18 protein-coding genes are annotated in these 16,493 nt (G+C 52.9%); 8 read left to right on the forward strand and 10 right to left on the reverse strand.

The features are described 5' to 3' along the window. Positions 1-116 precede the first annotated feature (116 nt). The 3 genes from spoIIID to NK662_RS04895 all read right to left on the reverse strand — a co-directional run bounded on the left by spoIIID (position 117) and on the right by NK662_RS04895 (position 1,298). A complete protein-coding gene (spoIIID, locus tag NK662_RS04885; RefSeq protein ID WP_254757782.1) occupies positions 117-389 on the reverse strand; it encodes a sporulation transcriptional regulator SpoIIID in 273 nt (90 codons plus the stop codon). Between the two features lie 273 nt (positions 390-662). Next, on the reverse strand, positions 663-1,097 hold the full coding sequence (locus tag NK662_RS04890; protein WP_254757783.1) for a DUF6232 family protein: 435 nt from the start codon (positions 1,095-1,097) through the stop codon (positions 663-665). A 57-nt stretch (positions 1,098-1,154) separates the two neighbouring features. After that, the gene (locus tag NK662_RS04895) at positions 1,155-1,298 is read right to left on the reverse strand and encodes a hypothetical protein (protein WP_254757784.1); all 144 of its coding nucleotides are present in this window, start codon (positions 1,296-1,298) and stop codon (positions 1,155-1,157) included. Positions 1,299-1,423: 125 nt separating this feature from the next. On the opposite strand from NK662_RS04895, the gene NK662_RS04900 reads away from it, so the two are divergent. Further along, positions 1,424-1,948: a dihydrofolate reductase family protein gene (locus NK662_RS04900; RefSeq protein WP_254757785.1), complete on the forward strand. Its 525-nt coding sequence runs from the start codon at positions 1,424-1,426 to the stop codon at positions 1,946-1,948. A gap of 264 nt (positions 1,949-2,212) precedes the next feature. On the opposite strand, the gene spoIIQ is transcribed toward NK662_RS04900, so the two are convergent. Both spoIIQ and NK662_RS04910 read right to left on the reverse strand, forming a co-directional pair. After that, on the reverse strand, positions 2,213-3,028 hold the full coding sequence (spoIIQ, locus tag NK662_RS04905; RefSeq protein ID WP_254757786.1) for a stage II sporulation protein SpoIIQ: 816 nt from the start codon (positions 3,026-3,028) through the stop codon (positions 2,213-2,215). A 161-nt stretch (positions 3,029-3,189) separates the two neighbouring features. Continuing rightward, positions 3,190-3,519 (reverse strand): helix-turn-helix domain-containing protein, encoded by a 330-nt coding sequence (locus NK662_RS04910; protein WP_254757787.1) that lies wholly within the window; start codon positions 3,517-3,519, stop codon positions 3,190-3,192. Positions 3,520-3,767: 248 nt separating this feature from the next. On the opposite strand from NK662_RS04910, the gene NK662_RS04915 reads away from it, so the two are divergent. The 7 genes from NK662_RS04915 to NK662_RS04945 all read left to right on the forward strand — a co-directional run bounded on the left by NK662_RS04915 (position 3,768) and on the right by NK662_RS04945 (position 10,633). Next, positions 3,768-5,327 (forward strand): spore germination protein, encoded by a 1,560-nt coding sequence (locus NK662_RS04915; RefSeq protein WP_254757788.1) that lies wholly within the window; start codon positions 3,768-3,770, stop codon positions 5,325-5,327. Further along, complete coding sequence (locus NK662_RS04920) at positions 5,324-6,526, forward strand: Ger(x)C family spore germination protein (RefSeq protein ID WP_254757789.1); 1,203 nt, start codon at positions 5,324-5,326, stop codon at positions 6,524-6,526. The genes NK662_RS04915 and NK662_RS04920 overlap by 4 nt, the downstream gene beginning before the upstream one ends. Before the next feature lie 6 nt (positions 6,527-6,532). Next, positions 6,533-6,778, forward strand: a complete 246-nt coding sequence (locus tag NK662_RS04925) for a hypothetical protein (protein WP_254757790.1) — start codon at positions 6,533-6,535, stop codon at positions 6,776-6,778. Further along, positions 6,778-7,890 carry a GerAB/ArcD/ProY family transporter gene (locus tag NK662_RS04930; RefSeq protein WP_254757791.1) on the forward strand — a complete coding sequence of 371 codons (1,113 nt, stop codon included), beginning with the start codon at positions 6,778-6,780 and terminating at the stop codon, positions 7,888-7,890. Before NK662_RS04925 ends, NK662_RS04930 begins: the two co-directional genes overlap by 1 nt. Next, on the forward strand, positions 7,880-8,977 hold the full coding sequence (locus NK662_RS04935; protein ID WP_254757792.1) for a GerAB/ArcD/ProY family transporter: 1,098 nt from the start codon (positions 7,880-7,882) through the stop codon (positions 8,975-8,977). The genes NK662_RS04930 and NK662_RS04935 overlap by 11 nt, the downstream gene beginning before the upstream one ends. A 66-nt stretch (positions 8,978-9,043) precedes the next feature. Next, complete coding sequence (locus NK662_RS04940) at positions 9,044-9,859, forward strand: DUF2935 domain-containing protein (protein WP_254757793.1); 816 nt, start codon at positions 9,044-9,046, stop codon at positions 9,857-9,859. A 51-nt stretch (positions 9,860-9,910) separates the two neighbouring features. Then, a complete protein-coding gene (locus tag NK662_RS04945; RefSeq protein ID WP_254757794.1) occupies positions 9,911-10,633 on the forward strand; it encodes an SIR2 family NAD-dependent protein deacylase in 723 nt (240 codons plus the stop codon). A 285-nt stretch (positions 10,634-10,918) separates the two neighbouring features. On the opposite strand, the gene spoIID is transcribed toward NK662_RS04945, so the two are convergent. The 5 genes from spoIID to nuoN all read right to left on the reverse strand — a co-directional run bounded on the left by spoIID (position 10,919) and on the right by nuoN (position 16,491). After that, complete coding sequence (gene spoIID / locus NK662_RS04950; RefSeq protein WP_254757795.1) at positions 10,919-11,926, reverse strand: stage II sporulation protein D; 1,008 nt, start codon at positions 11,924-11,926, stop codon at positions 10,919-10,921. A 398-nt stretch (positions 11,927-12,324) separates the two neighbouring features. Then, positions 12,325-13,635, reverse strand: a complete 1,311-nt coding sequence (gene murA / locus NK662_RS04955) for a UDP-N-acetylglucosamine 1-carboxyvinyltransferase (protein WP_254757796.1) — start codon at positions 13,633-13,635, stop codon at positions 12,325-12,327. Between the two features lie 39 nt (positions 13,636-13,674). After that, the gene (locus NK662_RS04960) at positions 13,675-14,355 is read right to left on the reverse strand and encodes a YwmB family TATA-box binding protein (protein WP_254758032.1); all 681 of its coding nucleotides are present in this window, start codon (positions 14,353-14,355) and stop codon (positions 13,675-13,677) included. 99 nt (positions 14,356-14,454) lie between these two features. Next, positions 14,455-14,688 (reverse strand): DUF1146 family protein, encoded by a 234-nt coding sequence (locus NK662_RS04965; protein WP_254757797.1) that lies wholly within the window; start codon positions 14,686-14,688, stop codon positions 14,455-14,457. A 288-nt stretch (positions 14,689-14,976) separates the two neighbouring features. Further along, a complete protein-coding gene (gene nuoN, locus NK662_RS04970) occupies positions 14,977-16,491 on the reverse strand; it encodes an NADH-quinone oxidoreductase subunit NuoN (protein WP_254757798.1) in 1,515 nt (504 codons plus the stop codon). Positions 16,492-16,493 lie beyond the last annotated feature (2 nt).

A 16,493-nucleotide genomic window follows, 5' to 3' on the forward strand; every position in this document is an offset into this window, starting at 1 on the left:
TTTTACACCTAATTTCTGATTTTATCATATATCGATCAGAAACGTAACTGATGTAAAAGGTTTTACAGTGAAAAAACTTTTACAGGAGAACAGAATGCTTGCCCGAGATGTCAGGTTTACTGACGGACGGTTTCCTCTGAATCTTCCTTGCGGTACTTCTGCTTCGTGGCTTCCCCTCCGCGCAGATGACGGATGGACTTGTGATAATCGAGAATGTCCTTCACCTCATTGGCCAGCTCAGGATTAATTTCCGGCAGACGCTCCGTCAGATCCTTGTGGACCGTGCTTTTGGACACGCCGAACTCCTTCGCGATGACACGGACGGTCTTCTTGGTCTCCACGATATACTTACCAATCTTGATAGTTCTCTCTTTGATGTAATCGTGCACACTGCTCGCCTCCCTAAAATGGATGTGAGAAGTGTGAAATGAGACTCGCTGTTTGGGATCAGGCAAGTTCGCGTACTGTATGTCAAATCTGGGTGCTTTGCTATTTATATTCAATTGATCCACGATTTCTCACCTCAAACACTCTCTTTGTTGGGTTTATACCATTGTATGGCCCGTATCTTACGTATATGCCACACATTGCCCAATTTTGCGGACTAAGCTGACAAAATTTACAGCTTTTTTTAAAAGGTTTGAGGCGGGTTTGTGGAATTTTTATAACGAGTGGTTTGTATCGTATACATCCCAAGCGGCAATGGCCCGGCCGAGCGCTTGATAGATGAGGCCCATATCCTGTTCGCCTGTTGCCGGGATGACAATATCTCCTTCATTTGTCGTTTTCACGATAACCTTGTATGTCGTAAGCTGGCTCAGATTGAGCCGGATGGCGTACAGGAAGCAGCAGACAGCGGCCACACCCGGGATGTACATGAGGCGCGGCCATGTGCCCGCCAGCAGCAGGTACGCGAACACCCCCAGGCCCAGCAGCCCGAAGACGCTGGCAATCATCCCCTTCTGCGGATCCGGCTTGTGGACCTTCTTCTCCACCGAGGTAAAATAATTGGCCGAATAAATTTTTCCGCCAGCCTCCAGCAGCCCCCATCGGATGGTGACTCCATCCCTTTGATACAGCGTTTCCTCTCTTGGCACCGTACATCCCCCCTGTCTTGATTATAGTACAGGAGGAGGCAGGGCATGTTCCTTTTTTCAATCGAGGCCCTCGTCGTAATGCTCTTCCTTCAAAAGCAGCTCGTAGGCCGAAATGTGGCGCCCTGTTTTCCAGAGAAGGGCTCCGACCGCAGCCAGGAAGCACAGGAATAAGCAAAGGAGAAAGATAACAAATACCGTCATACCATCGCCCCCATTCTCTTTGTTGCTATATACTATGAAGAAATGGGCAAAGGGTGAGGCGCAGGATTTTGTGACTATGCTGCCGTATGTATCAAGCAGTCGCTATAGATTGGGAGGAAAGAAGAATGAGCAGAAATGTTGTACTGTATATTGCCGCCAGCTTGGACGGCTATATCGCTGACCCGGAGGATTCTCTGGACTGGCTGTTTCGGGTGGAAGGCGAGGGCGACAATGGATACGGCGCCTTTTATGAAACGGTGGATACGATTTTGCTTGGGAGAAGGACCTATGATTGGATTATGGAAGCGGAACAAGGGCGGTTCCCTTACACAGGAAAGGAATGCTATGTCTTTTCCCGCACGCGGCAGGGCCGGAATGAGCACGTAACCTTCACTGATCGTGACGCGGCTTCCTTGGTCGCGCAGCTGCAGCAGCAGGACGGCGGCCGGATTTGGGTGGTCGGCGGCGGGGATCTGCTGCAGGACTTTCTGCGGGAGCAGCTTGTGGATGAGCTGATTTTGACAGTGGCGCCGGTGCTGCTTGGCAAGGGCATTCCGCTGTTTCAGCAGATGGATGTACAGACGGAGCTCCTTTTACAGGGAACGCGGCGCTTCGGGCAGTTTGTCGAGCTGCATTATACGCGGAAATAGCATGGGAACCCCCGTCGGCCAGTCCGGCGGGGGATTCTGCAAATCAGAGGGGGCTTTTCTACAATGCAGAGGATTTTTCCTACAATTCAGAAGACCTTTCCTACAATTGGACACGATTCCTACAATTCAGAAAGCCTTTCCCACAATTCAGCACATCTTTCCTACAATTCAGAAGACATTTCCTACAATTCGCCGCCGCTTTCCCCCAAATAAAAAAATCAGCCCCCCAAGCGTTATAGCGTTGGGAGACTGATTGGGGCTCACTTAGTTTTGAGTAGACTCTTGCTTTTGTGTGCCAGTAGAGTCTTGGCTTTGAGAGTCAGTGGACTGCTCATCAGCAGCCTTCTTCTCTGATTTGTCGGAAGTCTGATCTTTTGCCTCTGTGCTGGCCGGCTTTGTAGAAGCATCTGCCTTGATGTCAGCCGCAGACTTGTCGAAGAACTTTTCAGGGTTCACAGCCACACCGTCTTTGCGGATTTCAAAGTGTACGTGTGTGCCAGCTTCCTTGTTCACTTCACTCAGGCCCGCTGTGCCGATGACTTGGCCTTGTGCGATGGAATCGCCCACTTCAACCTTCACGTCAGCCATGCTTTGGTAGAAGGAAACAACGCCGTTGCCGCTGTCAACCTTGACCACATAGCCAAGCAGCGCGTCTTTCTCGGCTTCTGTGACTGTACCGCTCAGAGCCGCTGTTACATCGAATGCTTTGCCATCCTTGGCAGCCAGGTCAATACCAGTGTTTGCAGAATATGTGTTGTTATAGAATACGAGTGCTTGTTCTTGGTCTTCAGCTTTGGCATTGTCCTCGTAGAATTTCTTCTTCACGGAAACTTGGGCCGCATCAGCAGGCATCTTGACTGTCTCAGTCAGGTTGGCTACCGGTGTTGCTTCCTTTTCATGCTGCGTCACCTTGCTGCCAGGCTTCTTGGCCGCTTGGTTTTGCGTGTCCTTCGTCGTCTGGTACCAAAGAGCTCCTGTCAGAATCACCGCTGCACAAACGATGTACAGGGTTGGGAATACCCAGCGCTTTTGGAATAAGCGCACAACTTTTTGAGATTGCTTTTTTTCTCCATCTCTCATTGTATCATCACCTCAGCAATCATTCTGAACAGAATACGGACAAACTATACACAGCCTAACTGGTTATTTTTCGACATAACCAACATTTTATGCATATTTTTTTTGTAGAAATTTAAAAGAAACGGGCGAAACAGAAAAGCCGCAGCCCGCAGGCTGTAGCTTCATGCTGTTACATTCTGTTTCTTCCACTTATTAAACTCTAAAAACTGCCGGAATTCCTCAGTGGAAACACCGGAATCCATCGCCTCACGCAGCAATTCTGTCCAAGCCGCATCGAGGAGAACCTCCTCCTCTGCATTCTCCTGCACAAGGGCGCTGACCGGAACACGAAGCACACCGGAAAGCTTTGTCAAACAATCAATGGACGGGTTTGTCTGCAAATTGCGCTCAATGGAACTGATATATGATTTCGCAATTCCTGCACGTTCTGCCAATTCCGTCATCGTTAACCCGCGCTGGAGCCGCAGCTGTTTAATCCGTTCGCCAATCATGAATATTCCTCCTATCCTGCAAATGTAACCGGGATATCGGTATAGCCGAAAAATTGTATTTAGTTTACATAAATCCGATTATACGAATTGTTTTATAACTTTGTTCTCTATTGTAGCAAGAACTCCCCCTGTTTGTTAAGTAGGCGGCCTTTCTTTATACAAAAAAATTTATTATGATGCTCTTACGATATTTTCATAATGCTCCTTCCCTTTGCAAATAATGAAACAAATGGAAGGAGGCGGACATCATGCAGGAGTTTAAGGAAAGAGAAAAACAAGAACAGACCATTTCTTCTCCTCTGAGCGAGAGCTTGTATGAAAATCTGCGCCGCATTCGGACCGTTTTCCAGACAAGCCACGACGTAGTGATCCGGGAGCTGCGGATCGGTGAGGATAAAAACATCCCGATTGTCATTGTCTATACAGACGGGCTGGCCAGCTCCCAATCCGTGAGCGGGTTCATCCTGGACGCGCTCCTGGTGCATACGCCAAAGGTGGAGGGCGTGCACAATCCGGAAAAGCTGTTCGAGCTCATGTCGACATCCATTCTGGCAGGCGGCGAGGTGAAGCCGCTGTCCGATTTTGAAAAGCTGTATTTGGCTGTGCTCGCCGGGGAGACGGTCGTGCTGCTGGATGGCTGCGCCAAGGCGCTGATGGTATCCACACGCGGCTGGAAGGACCGGGGCGTGCAGGAACCCACTGTCCAAACCGTTATCCGCGGCCCCCGCGAAGCCTTTTCTGAATCGCTGCGGACCAATACAGCGCTCGTCCGCCGGCGAGTCAAGGATGAAAATCTGCACTGCGAGCAGCAGGCTATCGGCCGGATCACGAAAACCGATATTGCCGTGATGTATATTGAAGGAATCGCCAATGAGAAGATTGTGAAGGAGCTGTTTGAACGGCTGGAACGGATTGATACGGACGGCATTCTGGAAAGCGGCTATATTGAGGAATTTATTCAGGACAGTTACCTGACGCCGTTTCCTCTCACTTATAATACAGAACGGCCCGATGTGGTGGCTGGCGGCCTGCTGGAGGGGCGTGTTGCCATTCTGGTGGACGGCACACCGTTTGCCCTGCTGGTTCCCGTCCTGTTCGGCCAGTTCTTCCAATCTGCGGAGGATTATTACCAGCGTTCTATGATTGCGACCGCAATCCGGCTGCTGCGGTATGTCTGCTTCTTCATCGCCCTGCTGGCGCCATCCTTATATATTGCGGCAACTACGTTCCACCAGGAGATGCTGCCGACACAGCTGCTCATCAGCCTCGCTTCCCAGCGCGAAGGCATCCCGTTCCCGGCCTTTGTGGAGGCTTTAATTATGGAGCTGACCTTTGAAATTCTGCGCGAGGCCGGAATCCGCATGCCGCGCCCGATGGGTCAGGCCATCTCCATCGTGGGCGCGCTCGTAGTCGGACAAGCAGCCGTAGAAGCAGGGTTCGTATCAGCGGCAATGGTAATCGTCGTGTCCATCACAGCGATTTCCACCTTCGTATTTCCATCCTATGAGATGGCGATCCCCATCCGGGTCCTGCGCTTCCTGATGATGCTGCTGGCTGCTTCCTTTGGCTTGTTCGGCATTACCATGGGGCTGCTCGGGATGGTTCTTCACCTTTGCTCGCTGCGGTCCTTCGGCGCCCCATATATGGCGCCTTTCAGCCCGATCCGGCTTGCCGGCCAAAAGGATATGATTTTCCGTCTGCCCCACTGGAGTCTCCGCAAACGGCCAGCTATGATTTCAAAGGAAAATCCGGTGCGGGATGCCACACCGGCTCCCGCACCGCCGCGCCCGGAAGGAGAACAATCATGATCAGAAAGCTGCTTGTCGTCCTGACATCGCTTGTATTGCTCGTGCCGCTGACAGGCTGCTGGAACCGGCGGGAGCTGAATGAACTGGCCATCGCAGTTGGGCTGGCCATCGATAAGGTGGGGGACAACCGATATTTGGTGAGTGTACAGGTGGTGGACCCGGGAGAGGTCGGTTCGCGCCAAGGCGGTTCGGGACGGGCGCCTGTCACAGTCTATCAGCAGGAGTCCGACACTGTGTTCGAAGCATTGCGGAAAATTACGATGATTTCCCCGCGGAAAATTTATCTCTCGCACCTGCGGATTGTTGTAATTGGTGAGTCGGTGGCAAGAGAAGGAATCGCCAAGTCAGTTGAGTTCCTTTCACGGGACCACGAAGTCCGCACTGACTTTTTCCTCATCCTGGCCCATAACGTGCCGGCCAATATGATTTTGAAGTTTGTCAGCCCGATTGAGAAAATCCCGGCGCAGAAGCTGTACAAGTCATTAGAGGTGGCGGAAAAAGTCTGGGCCCCTGCCCATACCGTACAGCTGGATGATTTGATCTCCAGCATGATGAGCGACGGGAAGGCGCCCGTTTTGACAGTTGTGAAATATACAGGCGATCAGAAAATAGGACAAACAAAGGCGAACGTGGAGCGCACAAAGATGGCAGCGCACCTGAAATATACCAACTTGGCGGTTTTGCGAGGCGATAAGCTTGTCGGGTGGCTGGATGAGAAGCAAAGCAAGGGGCTCAGCTACTTGGACGGCAAGGTGCAGAATACCGTCGGCAGCTTCAACTGCCCGAAAGGCGGATCCATTGCCGGCGAGATCTACAATGCAGTACCAAAGATTCAGGCGCGCTTCCGTAATGGGAAGCCTTACATCGTAGTGCACAACAAGATAGAAGTGAATGTGGGTGAAGTCAGATGCAATGTGGATCTGACAGATGTGAAGCAAATACGGGACCTGGCGGGGATGGCAGCCAAGTCAAATGAGGACATCCTCAATGCTTCCATCAAGCAGGCCCAAAAGCTGCAGGCCGACATTTTCGGCTTCGGGGAATATATTCACCGCGCAAACCCGAAGGCTTGGCACAAGCTCAAGAAGGACTGGAATACAAAGGGCTTTCCGGAGCTTCCGGTGTATGTCAAATCAGATGCAAAAATCCGGCGCACCGGCACAACTGGAAATTCATACATCAGTGACGTAAAGGAGTAGAGACCTATGGCTTCCGTGCTCGGCATTCTATCGCTGGCCCTCCTGTTCATCGTGTATGAAGCGCCCCGCCTGCGGAAGCAAAGCATGCGGGAGCTGCGGGGCTTCTATATCGCTCTTGGCATTTCGGTTGTGTTCAGCATTTTGTACGTGCTCGGGGTTCCCATTCCCAACCCGGTTGATGGTCTGATTGCCATCTTTGAACCAGTGGCCGGCTGGGTAAACAATGTGCTCGGAGTAGAGAGGGATTCGTGATGGGAAAAATTCAAATTTCAGCCTTCCAATTTTTTATCCTTGTGTTTATGTTCATTATCAGTAGCTCCACCCTGCTCATCCCGCATCTGGTCACTCCCTATGCCAAGCAGGATGTTTGGCTGTCCGCAGCAGTCGCAACAGCGGCCTCCCTCCCACTGCTGCTGCTGTATATCAGCCTGGCCAAACGACATCCGGGGCTGCCGCTGACACAGTGCACGGAACGCATTCTGGGGAGGACATTGGGAAAAGCAGTCTCTGCCCTGTTCTGCTTCTATTTCATCCTGATCACATGCGGGCTCATCCGCCAGGTCGGCGATATGCTGACAACGCTGATTTTGGCGGACACCCCGATTCATGCGGTGGAGTGCCTGTTTGTGACCGGCATTGTCATGGGCGTGCGGCTTGGATTGGAGTCTTGGGTCCGAAGTGCAGAGATTTTCTTCCCATGGGTGATTCTTCTGACGGCGGCACTCGTGGCCAGCCTGCTTCCGCTCATTGATTTTGACAAGCTGATGCCTATGTTTGAAGCAAAGCCGGGTGCCGTGATCCGCGGTTCCATCACCATTTTTGGCGTTCCCTTTCTTGACCTCGTTATTTTTTTGATGATCGCACCCTATGTGAAAACGTTCAAGGGCATGAAGCGCGGATTTCTATATGGTGTCCTTGCCGGCAGCAGCATCTTGGTTTTCATCACCATCCTGACACCGCTCGTGATTGGCGTGGCCATGACCGAGCAAACCTTGTATCCGGTCTATGTGCTGGCGCAAAAGGTAAGCATCGGCAACTTCATTCAGCGAATTGAAGTGGTGGTGGGCGGCATTTGGTTTATTACCATGTTTTTCAAAATCATCATCTGCTTTCATGCCACTATGCTCGGGCTTGCCGACCTGTTTGATCTGAAGAATTATCAGACCTTGACACTTCCTTTCGGCATGTTCAGCATTCCTTTCTCCCTGCTGATGTTCAAGGGGCTCATCAGCTTTATGGAGTTTGTCTCGGAAATTTGGACGCTGAGCGTATTGCTGTACGGGCTCATTCTGCCGCTGCTGCTGCTGGCGGCAGACATGTGGCGTAAGCGGCGGAGAAAGGGGGCTGCCGCGGATGCCGGATAAAATAGGTCCCTGGCAGCTGTTTGTCCTCATCTTCCTGTTTGAAATCGGCAGCGCCGCTGTGGTGAATCTCGGCATGGATGCCAAGCAGGACGCCTGGCTTGCCATCCTGCTTGGCATGGGCACAGGCTTGCTGTTGTTTCTGCTGTACAGCTATCTGTATCTGCAGCATGATGGACAGCCGCTGACCGTATTTGCCCGCCGGCTGCTCGGCAAGCATCTTGGCTGGCTGCTCGGCTTTGTCTACGTGCTCTATTTCTTTTATATCTCAGCCAGGGTGCTGCGGGATTTCTCCGAGCTGCTTGTCACCTCCACCTTAAATCAGACTCCCATCAGCGCGGCTGCCGCCCTCATGATGATCGTCGTCGGCTGGGCTGCTTATCATGGCATCGAGGTCATTGGCCGGACAAGTCAGATTTTTGCTGTTGTGTTGGTTGTGCTTGTGCTGATTGGAGCGCTTGCCCTGCTGTCTTCAGATGTGCTGCATCCTGAGAACCTTGCCCCTGTGCTGGAGAATGGCTGGCTGCCAGTCCTCAAAACGGCTTTCCCTCTTACCGCAACCTTTCCTTTCGGCGAAACGGTTGTGTTTCTCATGCTGCTGCCGGCTCTGTATGACAAAACCAAAGCCAGACAAATTGGGATGCTCGCGATTCTCATAAGCGGCCTGACGCTTTGCCTGATTGTAATAGCCAACATTATGGTATTAGGAGCATCCAAGGCCAGCCTCGAACAATTCCCGCTGCTGAAAACCGTCGGCAAGGTGCACCTTGCCGATACGCTGCAGCGCCTGGACGTAATTGCCATTTCCCTGCTGATTATCGGCGGCTTTTTCAAGGTGCTCCTCTTCTTCTACGCGGGGCTGCTCGGCACGAAGGATTTGTTTCATATTCAACAAAAAAAATGGATGACCCTCCTGACCGTCCTGCTGACAGCCGCGTCGGTCATCTACTCTGTGAAAATGTCAGCCAGCTTTGCGGACCATATTGAAATTGGGCTGCAAATCGTTCCCTACTATATGCATGTTCCCCTTCAGGCGGCTGTTCCGCTCCTTCTGGCAGCGTTGACCTTCCTGAAGCAGCGGATCCGCTGAGTCATGTCTCCCCTCTTTCCTCCATACATTATGAAAAGAAATCCATATAGGGAGAGGGGCGTTGCTATGATATCACCGTGGGAAGAGCACTTATTTTGGCTGGAAGTTCTGCAGGATCACGCTTACTTTGTCCGGGATCACCTTTCTCCGTCTGAAGCACAATGGGTACAGGCGGCCCAGCAATATATCCAGGCTTTTGAAGGTGTGCTGCAGCGGCTGCAGCAGCTTGACCCCCATTTGGACGTCAGCCACCCGGATATGCAGGAGCTGGCGAAGGCTGCCTGGCCGGCTGCCAGCGGCTATTACCAGCTGGAGGGGCAGCTGCAAAAGCTGCGGATTGCCAACCAAATCAATCTGAATCTGACTCCAACCTATCTCAATGGCACACTTGGCGAAAATCAGGAGTATCTGCGGATGCTGCCCTATATGGCCCAAGGACGGACAGCGCCGCTGCAGCCGCTTGTTGATGTATTGGACCTATGGCTGGAGGACCAGCTCGGGCATGCTGTGCTGCTGCGCAATGTGCTGGACCCATCCGAGGGTTCCCTGATTCGCATCCTGGACGGATACATCGCCCGCTTTCAATCCTATCTGCTTCAGAATCATCATATGCGGAAATTTCTTCGCTTTACGGAGCCGAACTTCCCGCGCCAGACAGCACTTGCTCTCGAGGTCGGGCAAACTACGCTGGAGATGAACGGGATGATTCAGCAGACGGTTGCGCGATTCCGGAACACAGAGGTGCTTTCGCGGACAACGCTGCGCTTTTTGGAGCACCATTTTCCGGAGACCTGCTATTTTGTAAAAAAGCTGGCATTCTATGCGCCGGCTTTGCAGGAGGCAGCCTCCGCGTGCTCCCTGCGGCGGCCCTCCTTTTCATAAAAGGAGGCAGCTGGCACAAGGTCGAATTATTTGAAGAAAGGAGGGAGAAGCATGCAAGAACTTGATACGTTAGCCCGCTGGATCCGGGAGGCGCAGCATATGGCTGTGCTGACGGGGGCCGGCATGAGCACAGAAAGCGGCGTGCCGGACTTTCGTTCCAGCAAAGGCCTGTGGACGAAATTTGATCCTTTTGTCGTTTCCCATGTCGACACGCTGGAGCAAAACTACGAGGCGTTTCAGGAGTTTTATGCGTTTCGCATCCGGGAGCTTGCCAAGGTGGAGCCGAACGCGGGACATCGTGTGCTGGCCCGCTGGCAGCAGGACGGCCTGCTGCAGTTCTTGGCCACACAGAACGTGGAGAACCTGCAGCAGCGCGCCGGGAGCCCGGAGGTGACGCACCTGCACGGCAATCTGCTGAAGATTCATTGCCATATGTGCGGGCTGCCGGCCACACGGGAGGACTTCCTGGAGCTGGCGCCTTGCCGGGACTGCAGCGGCGTGCTGCGGCCGGACATCACCCTATTTGGGGAAATGCTGCCCGAAGCGGCCTGGAGCCGGGCCTTCCAGGAGATTTCCCGCTCGGATTTGCTGCTCGTCATCGGCACAAGCCTGCAGGTATCGCCGGTGAACCAGCTGCCGCAAGCGGCTGGGGGACGGGTTGCCATCCTCAATTTGGATGAAACTCCGTTTGACCGCCAGTTTGACCTCATTTTGCGCGGCAAGGCCGGCGAGGTGCTGCAGCAGGTGGAGGAACGGCTGCGCGCTCAGGCTTAGTAGATCGGCTGCTTCCGTGTGATTCCCGACACTCGCGCGGAGTTATCTACAAATCGGAGGCTCTTTCCTACAATTCAGCAGGCGCTTCCTACAAATTGGACGCCCTTTCCTGCAATTCAGCTAGTTTCCCGACACTCGCGCGGAGTTTTCTACAATTCGGAGGCTCTTTCCTACAATTCAGAAGACGTTTCCTACAATTCAAACGCCCTTTCCTGCAATTCAGCCAGTTTTCCGGCGCGGGCTGTCCTACCATTCTCCACAAAAATAACCGGGCCCTTGGCCCGGTTATCGCTTTGCTGTCAGCTTCTGTTCGTATTGACTGACGCTTGTAATCTCAATTCCTTGATAGTAGTGCTTCACGATATCCTGATAGTTCTTTCCTTCCTTCGCCATCCCGTTGGCCCCGTACTGGCTCATGCCGACGCCATGGCCGTAGCCCCGCGTCGTCACAATCACCTTGTCGCCGGACTGCTTCCAGGTAAAATCAGCGGAGCGCAAATCCAGCTTCTCACGCACTTCCCGGCCGCTCAGCTTTTTCCCGCCGAAGTCGACCGTCTTCACCCGGCCTGCGCTTGTTTTCTCGGTCACTTTTCCAATGGTCTGCACGCCAAGCAGCTTCTGAAATTGGGAAACGGAGAACTCCTTTTCCATCTCAAATTTCGGCACATCCTTATCCCACGGACTGGCAACGCTGCGCAGGTATGGGTACGGGCTGCCCCAATAGTCCTCTGAGTTTTCAGTCTGGCCGTTGCTCATGGAGAAGAAGAATGCAGTGATCAAATCCCCGTGGTAAGAGAGCACCTGGCCGGCTGTCCCTTGGACGGCCTCTTGGATGCGCTTCATCTTCCAATCATAGTCTTTGCCCCAGGCCTCCTTCAGCTCCTCCGTGCTGCGGTACACTTGGTCGGCGACTGTGTCCGTCACATTCGCCTTGTTTGCTGACAGCGGGCTGCCGAGCATCTTGCGCAATACATATGTACGGGCGGTGAGGGCCTGCGCCTTCAGTGCCTCAAGCTCAAAGTTGGCTGGCATTTCCGCGGAGATGACACCGGCTACGTATTGCTCAAGCGGCACCGTTTCCACCTTGTTCTGCTTGGTCCGGAGCACGGCGACTGCTATGTTGCTTTGCACGGCGGCCGGCGCAGCTGAAGCGGCAGCTCCCGGTGCAGCGGCCGGCGGGGCGGCCCGTTCCTTTGTCTTCGCGTGGAATGGCAGCACCAGCAGACTTGGCACGATGATGACAAGGGCGATGAGGAAGGTAATCAGCAGGAAAATGGGCTTGTTTTTTTTCATAGAAACCTCCGTCATCGGATTCTCTTTACGTTTTATTGTATGGAATGGGACAAGTATTTAGAACAGAAACCGCAGGCGGCCCGTTCCTGCTCTCTCTTGGTCAATTTCCACAGTCTCTTGGTCAGTTTGCGCAGTCTCTTGGTCAATTCTCGTACACCGCGGCTCCCCAGCACGGAAAATTTTCAAAATTCTTCCGAATGGCTGCATATTCCTTGCGATTTTTGCCCATAACGATAGTGTGAAGCTCTTCTCGATTGAAGGGACGGCACCAAATGCCCGGTTTCCCCCTCCGAAGCGCGAGGTGCCGTGACACACAAACAGCACAAGGGCCGACTTCCACTGGAAGCGGCCCTTGGCATAAAAAAAACAGCCCTATGTCTCATAGAGCTGTCGTGACCTTACGCATGAAGGTCAGATACTTGTTGTTCCGGCTGCACTTGTTGCGGCTTATCGCTGACACGTTCGATGTCGGCGCCAAGCGCGGCAAGCTTGCCATGGAAGTTTACGTAGCCGCGGTCCAGATGCTTCAGCTCTGTCACACGCGTATAGCCTTCAGAAGCTGCGAGGCCGGCCAGAATCAATGCGGCTGCTGCACGCAAATCTGTTGCCGCCACTTCCGCCCCCTGCAAATCACACGGTCCGTTCATGATGACGGCACGTCCCTCGATCTTAATATCCGCGTTCATGCGGCGGAATTCTTCCACGTGCATGAAACGGTTCTCGAATACCGTTTCCGTAATCATGCTGGTTCCGCCCGCCTTCAACAGAAGAGCCATCATCTGGGACTGCATATCAGTCGGGAAGCCCGGGTGCGGCATTGTTTTAATATCCACAGCCTTCAAACGCTCCGGCCCGATGACACGGACGCCTTCTTCCTCTTCGATAATGGTAACGCCCATCTCTTCCATCTTCGCCGTGATGGAGCTCAAGTGCTCCGGAACTGCATTTTCAATCAAGACGTTTCCGCCTGTAATCGCGGCAGCCACCATAAATGTTCCTGCTTCCACGCGGTCAGGAATAACGTGGTGCTGTGTGCCATATAATGTATCGACGCCTTCGATGCGGATCGTTCCCGTACCGGCGCCGCGCACCTTCGCGCCCATTCCATTCAGGAAGTTCGCCAGGTCCACGATTTCCGGTTCCTTCGCGGCATTTTCAATCACCGTTGTCCCTTGCGCCAGCACAGCTGCGGACATGATGTTTTCTGTCGCTCCGACACTCGGGAAATCTAAGTAAATCTTGGCTCCGTGAAGTCTTCCGTCCACATATGCCTCCACAAAACCATTCCCAACCTTTACCTTGGCACCCATGGCTTCAAAGCCCTTCAAATGCTGGTCGATTGGGCGTGAACCGATGGCGCAGCCGCCTGGCAGCGCAATACGCGCGCGTCCTTTGCGGGCCAAAAGCGGTCCCATCACCAATACAGATGCACGCATTTTCCGTACATATTCAAATGGCGCCTCGATGTTCAGTTCCTTCGATGCATCAATAATGACTTGGCCGTTCTCGAACGCGACATCACAGTTCAAATGGCGCAGCACTTCATTAATTGTATATACATCGGAAAGAGCAGGTACATCACATATTACATTTTTTCCGTCACTAGCTAATAAGGCTGCAGCGATTACAGGCAAAACAGCATTCTTGGCGCCTTCCACACGCACTGTGCCGTTCAACCTTCTTCCGCCACGGACGATGATCTTTTCCAAGTTATTCCCCTCCGTGTCCTAGGTTTTATCCATTTATCATCAATATTCAGATGTTATAATCGGTGTGCCTACCACAACAGCCGTCTTATCTCCAGCGCTGCGCAAGGCGACCTGCACATTGATTTTCTCTCTATTCACTATAAGAGCATCATTCCACTCCCCAGTATATGCGGAGACCGAGACAAATGCCATTTCCTCTAGTTGCTCAATGGGCTTCGCCGATAAATCTTTCAGTATTTCACCAGCTTGTTTTTGCAAAACACCTTTAATCTTATCACCCATTTCGCCCCAAGCACAAGTATAAATTGTAGGTTTTTGGCTAAAAATTTCGCCAGTTCTCCGTACAATGGCTTCATCCCATTTTGTCCCTTTTGCTTCATAGAGGATAAAGGTTCTGTCCTTAGTATTCACGTTTGCCCAGGTTACAACCAGTCTTTCTTCATAGCCGGGAAACTTTTTTACAGCCTCGGCTTTATACCCTTCCTGCGATTGCTCCACATTCCACCGCTCCGCGCCTGCCTTCCGCTTCAGCTCATCCAGCAGCTGATGAAAAGACCGCTCGTCATGCACCTGTTCTGTTTCTGCCTTCGCAAGCCAGGACCACTTTTGGACATGCACACCATTCTTCTCCAACACCCGCACCATCGTTTGCAGCTTCTGTTCCGGCTTCATGGCTTTTGTCTGTTGATAGCCGGCAAAGCATATGACAATCCCCACCATGAGGATGAATACGACCTGTACATACTTTTTCACTGCAACCCCTCCCTTGTACTACCATTCTTGACGGGAACAGGAGGGGGCATACTCGACAAAAGCCGCCTACTTCAGCAGGTATGTCAGGCTGTTGGAATAGCCCAGGTAGTCCAGAAAAAAGCTGCTGACAGCCGAGCCGATCGCAATGGTCAGAAGAATCAGCAGAACTCTCGCCTGCACGACCTTCCCCTTTTTGAGCAGCGCTTCATAATTGAGCGCCTGCAGCGCCCACCAGGTAAGGGTAATAAACAGTAAATGCACAAGAATGGCAATCAGTGCATGTTGACCCAGAAATTGCAACGTATGTTCCTCCTTTCTAAGCTTTTTCTATGGAAAAGGTGTAAACACGAAAAAACCAAACCCCTCTTTTTCATCGGGGCGTAAGTGGACATAACCTTGCGGAGAGCGGTCAAACCACAATATGCCTCCTCGCCGGCTGGTTTGACAGTGCTTCGGCAGAACGAAGCGGACACATGCAGGCTGTCTCACCCAGTTCCCCTTTTGATGAGGGTAAGGTCATGGTTGTTTTTATGTAAAAAAGGCCAACCTCAAGAGATGAGGCCAGCCCCGATTATAGCACGTTTGTTGTCAGTTTGCCCCGGTGAAGAGGAAATCCTTCACGGCGACAAGCTGGTCATAGAAGAGGTTGTAGCCAAGGGACGGCAGAATCCCGAGCACGACCGTGAGAATGGCACAGATGAGCATGGCTGCCCGCAGGCTGGCCGGCACCACCACCTTTGTCTCTTCGCCGCTGCGGAAGAACATTTGCTGCAGAATGCGGAAGTAGTAGACAAAGGATACAACCGTCGTTGCCATCATGATGGACGGCAGCACGTAATGGGACAGCGCGAAGGCGCCAAGGAAGATGTTCACCTTCCCGATGAAGCCCGCTGTGCCCGGAATGCCGGCAAGCGACAGGATGAAGACCGTCATCAGCACCGCCGTCAGCGGCGAGCGCTGGAACAGGCCGGCAAACATGCTGAGATTCTCGTTGTCATTGTCCTTCGACAAGGCATGCACGACTGCGAATGCGCCGATATTCATCAGAATATAGGCCAGCATATAGAAGAACATGCTGTCGAAGGTGAAATCGGACAGCGCCACGAATGGCACGAGCAGATAACCCGCGTGTGCGATACCGGAGTATGCGAACATGCGCTTCACATTCGTCTGCTTCAAGGCAACAAAGTTGCCGACTACCATCGTGATGCCTGCCAGCACAGCAATATATTGCTGTACATTTGTTAAAATCATGCCTGTTCCGCCGTGGGCCGGCACGCTTGCAAAAATGAACAGGAACAAGCGCACGACCAAGGCGAAGCCTGCCACCTTGGATACGGTACCGAGGAAGGCAGTGACCGGAGTCGCCGCGCCCTGGTACACATCAGGCGCCCACATATGGAACGGCGCTGCCGCCAGCTTGAAGGACAAGCCGACAAACGTCAGCAGGAAGGCCAGCATGAGCAGGAGCTCCACGCCGCTGTTTCCGGCATTCTGCTGCAGGGCCGCGTTGATTTCCAGCACATTGGTGGAGCCTGTCAGGCCGTAAATATAGCTAAGACCGAACACCGTCACCGCTGTTGCGATACCGCCGTTGATGACGTACTTCATCGCAGCTTCATTCGCTTTTCTGTTGTCCTTGCGGATGCCCACCAAAACGTAGGAGGAGAGCGTCAGCAGTTCAAGACCAACGAACAGCATGATTAAATCCTGGCTGGATGTGACGAACATCGCGCCAAGCAGGCCGGTTAAAAGCAAGTAGTAGTACTCGCCCTTATCGCGGATCGGCGTCTGCTTATGATTGCTGACTGCCAAAAGAAGCACGAGCGCGCCGCCGAGCAGGATGAGTGTTTTAAAGGCTTTCGCATAGCCGTCCAGCACGAAGCTGCCGCCCAGAATCTCGCCTGCCTCATGGCTGTACAGCGTCACCAGGGACACGAGCGCCGCCGCGACTGCCGCCAGCGCCCCGTAGCCCAGGATGGTCCGGTTGAACGTCTTCTTCGCAAAGAGATCAAGGAGCGATAACAGGATGGCCGCACCCGTGATGATAAACTCCGGGGTCATGAGACTCCATTGGAAGCTGAGAAGTGTTTTGAGATCCATGC

The organism is Ectobacillus ponti, assembly GCF_024294785.1.
In the GTDB taxonomy this organism is placed as follows: domain Bacteria; phylum Bacillota; class Bacilli; order Bacillales; family Bacillaceae_G; genus Ectobacillus; species Ectobacillus ponti.

Excerpts from the sequence above, each read along its gene's own strand:
- NK662_RS04895 (WP_254757784.1), bottom strand. The coding sequence starts at position 1,298 with ATGACGGTATTTGTTATCTTTCTCCTTTGCTTATTCCTGTGCTTCCTG.
- NK662_RS04900 (WP_254757785.1), top strand. The coding sequence starts at position 1,424 with ATGAGCAGAAATGTTGTACTGTATATTGCCGCCAGCTTGGACGGCTAT.
- spoIIQ (WP_254757786.1), bottom strand. The coding sequence starts at position 3,028 with ATGAGAGATGGAGAAAAAAAGCAATCTCAAAAAGTTGTGCGCTTATTC.
- NK662_RS04910 (WP_254757787.1), bottom strand. The coding sequence starts at position 3,519 with ATGATTGGCGAACGGATTAAACAGCTGCGGCTCCAGCGCGGGTTAACG.
- NK662_RS04915 (WP_254757788.1), top strand. The coding sequence starts at position 3,768 with ATGCAGGAGTTTAAGGAAAGAGAAAAACAAGAACAGACCATTTCTTCT.
- NK662_RS04920 (WP_254757789.1), top strand. The coding sequence starts at position 5,324 with ATGATCAGAAAGCTGCTTGTCGTCCTGACATCGCTTGTATTGCTCGTG.
- NK662_RS04925 (WP_254757790.1), top strand. The coding sequence starts at position 6,533 with ATGGCTTCCGTGCTCGGCATTCTATCGCTGGCCCTCCTGTTCATCGTG.
- NK662_RS04930 (WP_254757791.1), top strand. The coding sequence starts at position 6,778 with ATGGGAAAAATTCAAATTTCAGCCTTCCAATTTTTTATCCTTGTGTTT.
- NK662_RS04935 (WP_254757792.1), top strand. The coding sequence starts at position 7,880 with ATGCCGGATAAAATAGGTCCCTGGCAGCTGTTTGTCCTCATCTTCCTG.
- NK662_RS04940 (WP_254757793.1), top strand. The coding sequence starts at position 9,044 with ATGATATCACCGTGGGAAGAGCACTTATTTTGGCTGGAAGTTCTGCAG.
- NK662_RS04945 (WP_254757794.1), top strand. The coding sequence starts at position 9,911 with ATGCAAGAACTTGATACGTTAGCCCGCTGGATCCGGGAGGCGCAGCAT.
- spoIID (WP_254757795.1), bottom strand. The coding sequence starts at position 11,926 with ATGAAAAAAAACAAGCCCATTTTCCTGCTGATTACCTTCCTCATCGCC.
- NK662_RS04960 (WP_254758032.1), bottom strand. The coding sequence starts at position 14,355 with ATGGTGGGGATTGTCATATGCTTTGCCGGCTATCAACAGACAAAAGCC.
- nuoN (WP_254757798.1), bottom strand. The coding sequence starts at position 16,491 with ATGGATCTCAAAACACTTCTCAGCTTCCAATGGAGTCTCATGACCCCG.